Source organism: Nonomuraea zeae (assembly GCF_005889725.1).
GTDB classification, from domain to species: domain Bacteria; phylum Actinomycetota; class Actinomycetes; order Streptosporangiales; family Streptosporangiaceae; genus Nonomuraea; species Nonomuraea zeae.
This window is the reverse complement of sequence record NZ_VCKX01000500.1, coordinates 1-5,097: the sequence shown is the minus strand read 5'-3', so window position 1 is coordinate 5,097 and position 5,097 is coordinate 1. Positions and strand designations below refer to the sequence as shown.

Here is a 5,097-nt window from a genome sequence, read left to right as displayed (position 1 = left end):
CCCCTTTTCGCGCACGCCCTTCACTCTGGATGCCTCTTCACTCTGGGGGCGTCCTCACTCTGGGGGCGTCCTCACCTTGGGGGCGTCAGGCGGGGGCCCTCCCGATTTCCTATCTCCCCTCCACCTGAACCCCCCGCATGACCGGCTCCTCCTCGGCGGACCAGAGTCGCGCGGCCATCCAGGCGACCCCGGCGGCCGCCGCCACCAGCCCGATCAGGTAGACCGGCACCGGCACCAGGCTCCGCAGCGACCCGGGAATCATCCCCGCCGCGTACAGCACCACGCCCACGACAGGCATAGCTCCGCTCCTGATCGCCGCCGCGCTGAACGTCAGCACTCCCGCCAGCAGAATCACCGACGTGACGAGGAACGCCCGGCCCGTGCTCCCGGCCAGCAGCCCGGTGATGGTGCCGCCGTTCAGGTAGGGGAAGACGAAGTGCAGGATGTACTCGATCGCGAACGCCCCGGCCAGGCCCACCGAGTTGAGCACGTACCCGACGAGCCCGAGAGTGGTGCCCGTCGTGCCTCTGATGAGCAGGTAGATGCCGGTGATCGCGAGTAACCCCGTCAGCGCTCCGAACGGTGCGATGGCATGGGTGAAGGCAGTCTCCGGCAGGAAGCCGGCGCGGCGGGCGGAGTTGATCACGAGCAGCACGGCGCACACGAACCCTGCCGCCGCCGTGACCCGGTAGATGCGCATCTCGGGAGTCCCTTCTCTTGACGATAACGCTTGTTATGATGCGCGTTATCGCCAGATATGGTGAGAGGGTGCCGAGAGCCGTAAGCACCCCGAAAGAACTCGGCGCGCTGCGCCAGGACCTCCTCGACGCGGCCATGCACGTCCTGCGCGAGCAGGGTGCGCTCCACCTGACCCTCCGGCGGGTGGCGGACGTCGCCGGCACCTCCACCATGGGCATCTACACCTGCTTCGGTGGCCGTGCCGGCCTGCTCGAAGCCATCTACCAGTACGGATTCCACCTCCTGCACGAGGTGATGACCAAGTCTCTGGACGGCCACGCGAGCCCGCTCGATCGGATCATGGCGGTGGCCCTCGGTTACCGGGAGTTCGCGTTGGGAGATCCGGCGCTCTACGCGTTGATGTTCGAGCGCCCGCTGCCCGATTTTGACCCGTCGCCCCAGCAGCGCGAAGACGCACTCGGCCTGACGTTCGACCTGCTCTCCCAGGCTACGGCGGCGGCCTCGAAGGCGGGGCTGATCAGCTCCGGTGACCCCGTGCGTGCGGCCTACCTGGTGTGGACCACGATCCACGGCCTGGTCAGCATCGAGCTCACCTGCTCGCTCCGCAGCCCGCTCCCGGGTTGGTTCCTGAACTCACGTGAGGAAGGCGAGCGCATTCTCGCCGACGGAGTCCGCGCTCTGCTGTCGGGCCTCACCTGAGCCCTCCTGCCAGGCTTCACCTGAGCCGCGCCGGCATCCATCCTCGGAAACGCTGCTCGCCGCCCCTCCCAGGCGGGGCCCGTGCGGAAGAGCGGAACCTCGGGGAGAGCCGGCGAGCAGGTCTATCGGGTCACCGCGCACGTGCGAGCGCGTCCACGTCCGCTACCCCAACGAAACAGGGGCCGCTCGGGGCGATCTTCAGCGGCGTCGCACGTAGACGGTGCAACCCGGTCAGGGAGCCAGGCAGTGAACGGCGGGAACCTCGGCGGGCACCCCTGGAGCTGTCGGGTCTACGAGGTGGGTGACGTCGCCGACGCTGGCAGTCAGGCATTCGGCGATGACGGCGGGATCGACGACGGCGTGCGCAGCCGGGACGGCCACGAGCAGCCCTCCAGCCGCCAGTACGGTGGCCACCAGCAGTTGCGCGGGTCGATGCATGGGAATCCTCCCAAGAGAGTAACGGTTTGCATTCACATGATTACACAGAGTAGTCATCGTTCATAGCGCGTTCCGCGAATTGCCATCGGTCAGCAAAGCCACCACCAGCCAAGACCACGCTGAGTCCCCGAAGGACCCGAACGCCGAACCTGCCAGAGCACCGCACCCGCCGCCCCGCCAAGGCGACCGCACCGCCAACCCCGCCGAGGACCCGAACTCTCGAGGACCCGAACCGCCGAACCGCCGAACCCGCGAACCGCCGAACCGCCGCATCCGCGAAGGGGCCGCATCCTGTGAAGGGGCCGCATGTGCGAACCGCTGAACGGCCGCATCCGCGACGGGCTGAATCACCGAACCGTCGGAGGACAGAACCCCCAAGGAGTCGCACACGGGAGGATCGGAGAACAGGACCCCCGAGGAGCCGCACCCACGGGAGGACCGGAGGACCGAGTCCGCCAGAGGATCCGAACCGCCGAGCCCGCCGAGCCCGCCGGAGGGCAGAACCATCAAGAGGCCGGTGGACAGAACCACCAAGGGGCCGAACTCGCCGGAAGGCCGGAGGACCGAACCCGCAAGAGGGCCGAACTCGCAGGGGACCTGAACCGCCGAACCGCCGGGGGACGGAACCACCAGGGATCGAACCGCCAAACCAGCCGAATCCACAGGAGGGCCGCAGCCACCTCGGGACCCGAACCACCGAAGCGCGCCGAACCATCGAGGGGTCGAAGAGCCGAGCCACCGAGGGGCTGAACCACCGAGGGGTCGAACAGCCGAGCCACCGAGGGACCGAGCCACTCACGGACCGAACGACCTGGGACCCGACCAACCTAGGGGCCGAACGACCTGGGGACTGAACGACCCAGCGGGCCGAACCACCCAGGGGCCGAAAGACCCAAGGGCCGAACCACCTGGGGACCGAGCAACCTAGGGGCCGAACCACCGAACGGCTGGCGGGGCGGACCCTCAAGGGGCCGGGAGAGCTAACCGATTGTCAGGGGCTCGTCGTCGGGATCGTCAGCGAAGCCGGGGACCCACCGGATCACTTCGTCGCGGAAGCGCGCCGTGGCACCCAGCTGGCAGAGAACACCGATCCCCGCCGCATGCACACGATGAATGAGCACGTACGACACCGGCAGGTTGAGTTGGCGGACCACGTTGGTCGGACGGAGATCCGCCACACTGGCCGCCTGCGCCTGGAGCCACTCCCGACTGAACGTGAACTCCTCCACCGCGGTCGGCTCCACGTACGGCGCGAGGAAGGCCCGCAGCGCGTCGGGATCGATCTCGATGTCCTCCCTGATGAAACCTTCCTTGCGCAGGCCCGCCATGACGGTCTGCATGTCGCCCTGGTTGAAGATGCGCATCAACGGCCCGAAGATCCTCGGATAACCGTCGGGCAACCGGTTGACCGCGCCGAAGTCCAGAATGCCGAGCTTGCCGTTGGCCAGCATGCGGAAGTTGCCGGGGTGCGGGTCGGCGTGGAGCAGGCCGACCCGCGCGGGCGAGCAGAAGAGGAAGCGTACGAACAGCAGGCCGGCCCGGTCGCGTTCTTCCTGGGTGCCTTCCGTGATGATGCGCGACAGCGGGGTGCCGTCCATCCACTCCGAGACCAGCACCATCTCGTTGGCCGCGACCACGTCGGGAACGTGGAAGTCGGGGTCGCCGTCAAACTCCAGCGCGAAGGCGTGCTGGGCCTCGGCCTCACGGATGTAGTCGAGCTCCTCGGCGATCCGCTCGCGCAGCTCTGACAGCACGGCCTTCATGTCGAGGCCGGGCAGCAGCGCGCCGAACAGCTTCCCCAGACGCGCCAGCTGGGCGAAGTCGCCGAGCAACGCCTTGCCCGCCCCCGGATACTGGATCTTGACGGCCACCTCCCGGCCGTCGTGCCAGACCGCCCTGTGCACCTGGCCGATCGAGGCGGCGGCGGTCGGCCGGTCGTCGAACGACACGAAGTTCGCCCGCCAGTCGTCACCGAGCTGCTCGGTGAGCACCTTGTGGACGGTGGACACGGGCAGCGGGGGAGCGGCGTCCTGGAGCTTGGTCAGCGTGGCGCGATAGGGCCCGACGATCTCCTGCGGAAGCGCCGCCTCGAAGATCGACAGCGCCTGCCCGAGCTTCATCGCGCCGCCCTTGAGCTCGCCGAGCACCTTGAACACCTGCTCGGCGGTACGCTGCTGCACTTCCTGGGCCACGATCTCGGCGGACTTACCGCCCAGGCGTTTGCCCAGGCCCAGGGCGGCTCGCCCGGCAAAGCCAAGCGGAAGAGCGGCCAGCTTGGCTGAGCGCGTGACAGCACGGCGCGGAAGATCGCTCACACTGATGCGCGGAACCTCGGTGGAGGCGCCGCTTCCCCCCTTCGTGGTCGTCTGGGCACGTCAGTCGCGGTTGGGCGTCATGACCATTCTTAGCGAATAAGGATTGTTTCGCATACAACGACATTGAGGATGTACGTTCCACGCCTGTCTTTTCCAGCGCCAATCAGGCATTACGTCCATTGTGCCGTTGGTCACAACCGACCTCCTGCCGTCGAGATGAGCAAGCGCATGACCGGCCGCCTCCGCCGCGACCAAGGCGGCGAGCGCCGAGTCGACGGCGATCTCGCCCGGCGGGTAGCCGCCGATGCGGGCGGTCACGATGGGCCAGCCGGGGTCGTCGTCGCGCCGCGCCAGGTCCAGACAGTGCAGGCACGCCGTTATGCCGGGCAGGACCAGAGGGCCGACGCTGCCATGCCCTTCGAAGGCGGACACCAGGAGGTGGGGGATGTCCAGGTCGAGCAACTCGTTGACCAGCACACCGTCCAGCGGGGTGACGGGCGCGAGGATGACGAGATCGGGCCGATCCGTCTTGTCGCCAAGATAAGGCCCACCGGCCAGTGCGTTGACCGACGGCCGCGCCATCTCCTCGCTGAGGGAGTCGAGCCGCTCATCCCGATCATTGGCCGGCGAAGCCACCCCTTGCGAACGGGCCCCCGCAGAGGAGCGTGCTCCCCCTGCGGCGGAACGCGCTCCGCCTGACGAGGAACGCGTCCCCGCCGTCGCCGAACGGACTCCCTCCGCCGAGGAACGCGCCCCCGCTGTAGCGGATCGGGTTGCCGCCGTCGAACGGGAGCCAGGCGATGCACCCGCAGCTCGCACCCCAGGCAACGCACCGGAGCCAGCAGGAGAACTGGGTGAGGAGGCTGTGGAGGGAGGGCTGGGCGACGAGACGGCGCGTGGATTGGGCGAAGAGGTGGTGGTCCGAGGGTCGGGGACGGTGGCGGAG

The 5,097-nt window shown here is 68.4% G+C and carries 6 protein-coding genes; 1 reads left to right on the top strand and 5 read right to left on the bottom strand.

What is annotated here, in order from left to right:
* Positions 1-109: 109 nt before the first annotated feature.
* On the bottom strand, positions 110-700 hold the full coding sequence (locus ETD85_RS59950) for a hypothetical protein (protein WP_138698706.1): 591 nt from the start codon (positions 698-700) through the stop codon (positions 110-112).
* A 68-nt stretch (positions 701-768) separates the two neighbouring features.
* Between ETD85_RS59950 and ETD85_RS59945 the strand changes: the two genes are divergently transcribed.
* Positions 769-1,398 (top strand): TetR/AcrR family transcriptional regulator, encoded by a 630-nt coding sequence (locus ETD85_RS59945; RefSeq protein WP_170247458.1) that lies wholly within the window; start codon positions 769-771, stop codon positions 1,396-1,398.
* 231 nt (positions 1,399-1,629) lie between these two features.
* Here the strand turns inward: ETD85_RS59945 and ETD85_RS59940 are convergent, their stop codons facing one another.
* From ETD85_RS59940 to ETD85_RS65310, 4 genes are all read right to left on the bottom strand, one after another.
* Complete coding sequence (locus ETD85_RS59940; protein ID WP_138698704.1) at positions 1,630-1,836, bottom strand: hypothetical protein; 207 nt, start codon at positions 1,834-1,836, stop codon at positions 1,630-1,632.
* 980 nt (positions 1,837-2,816) lie between these two features.
* Positions 2,817-4,028, bottom strand: a complete 1,212-nt coding sequence (locus tag ETD85_RS59935; protein WP_476739314.1) for an ABC1 kinase family protein — start codon at positions 4,026-4,028, stop codon at positions 2,817-2,819.
* Positions 4,029-4,211: 183 nt separating this feature from the next.
* Positions 4,212-4,787, bottom strand: a complete 576-nt coding sequence (locus ETD85_RS59930; RefSeq protein ID WP_138698702.1) for a hypothetical protein — start codon at positions 4,785-4,787, stop codon at positions 4,212-4,214.
* On the bottom strand, positions 4,768-5,097 hold a 330-nt coding region (locus tag ETD85_RS65310; protein WP_206059598.1), incomplete at its 5' end, for a hypothetical protein. The genes ETD85_RS65310 and ETD85_RS59930, both read right to left, overlap by 20 nt.

What these genes read in the sequence shown, in the direction of transcription:
- ETD85_RS59950 (WP_138698706.1), bottom strand. Translation starts at nt 700, where the DNA reads ATGCGCATCTACCGGGTCACGGCGGCGGCAGGGTTCGTGTGCGCCGTG.
- ETD85_RS59940 (WP_138698704.1), bottom strand. Translation starts at nt 1,836, where the DNA reads ATGCATCGACCCGCGCAACTGCTGGTGGCCACCGTACTGGCGGCTGGA.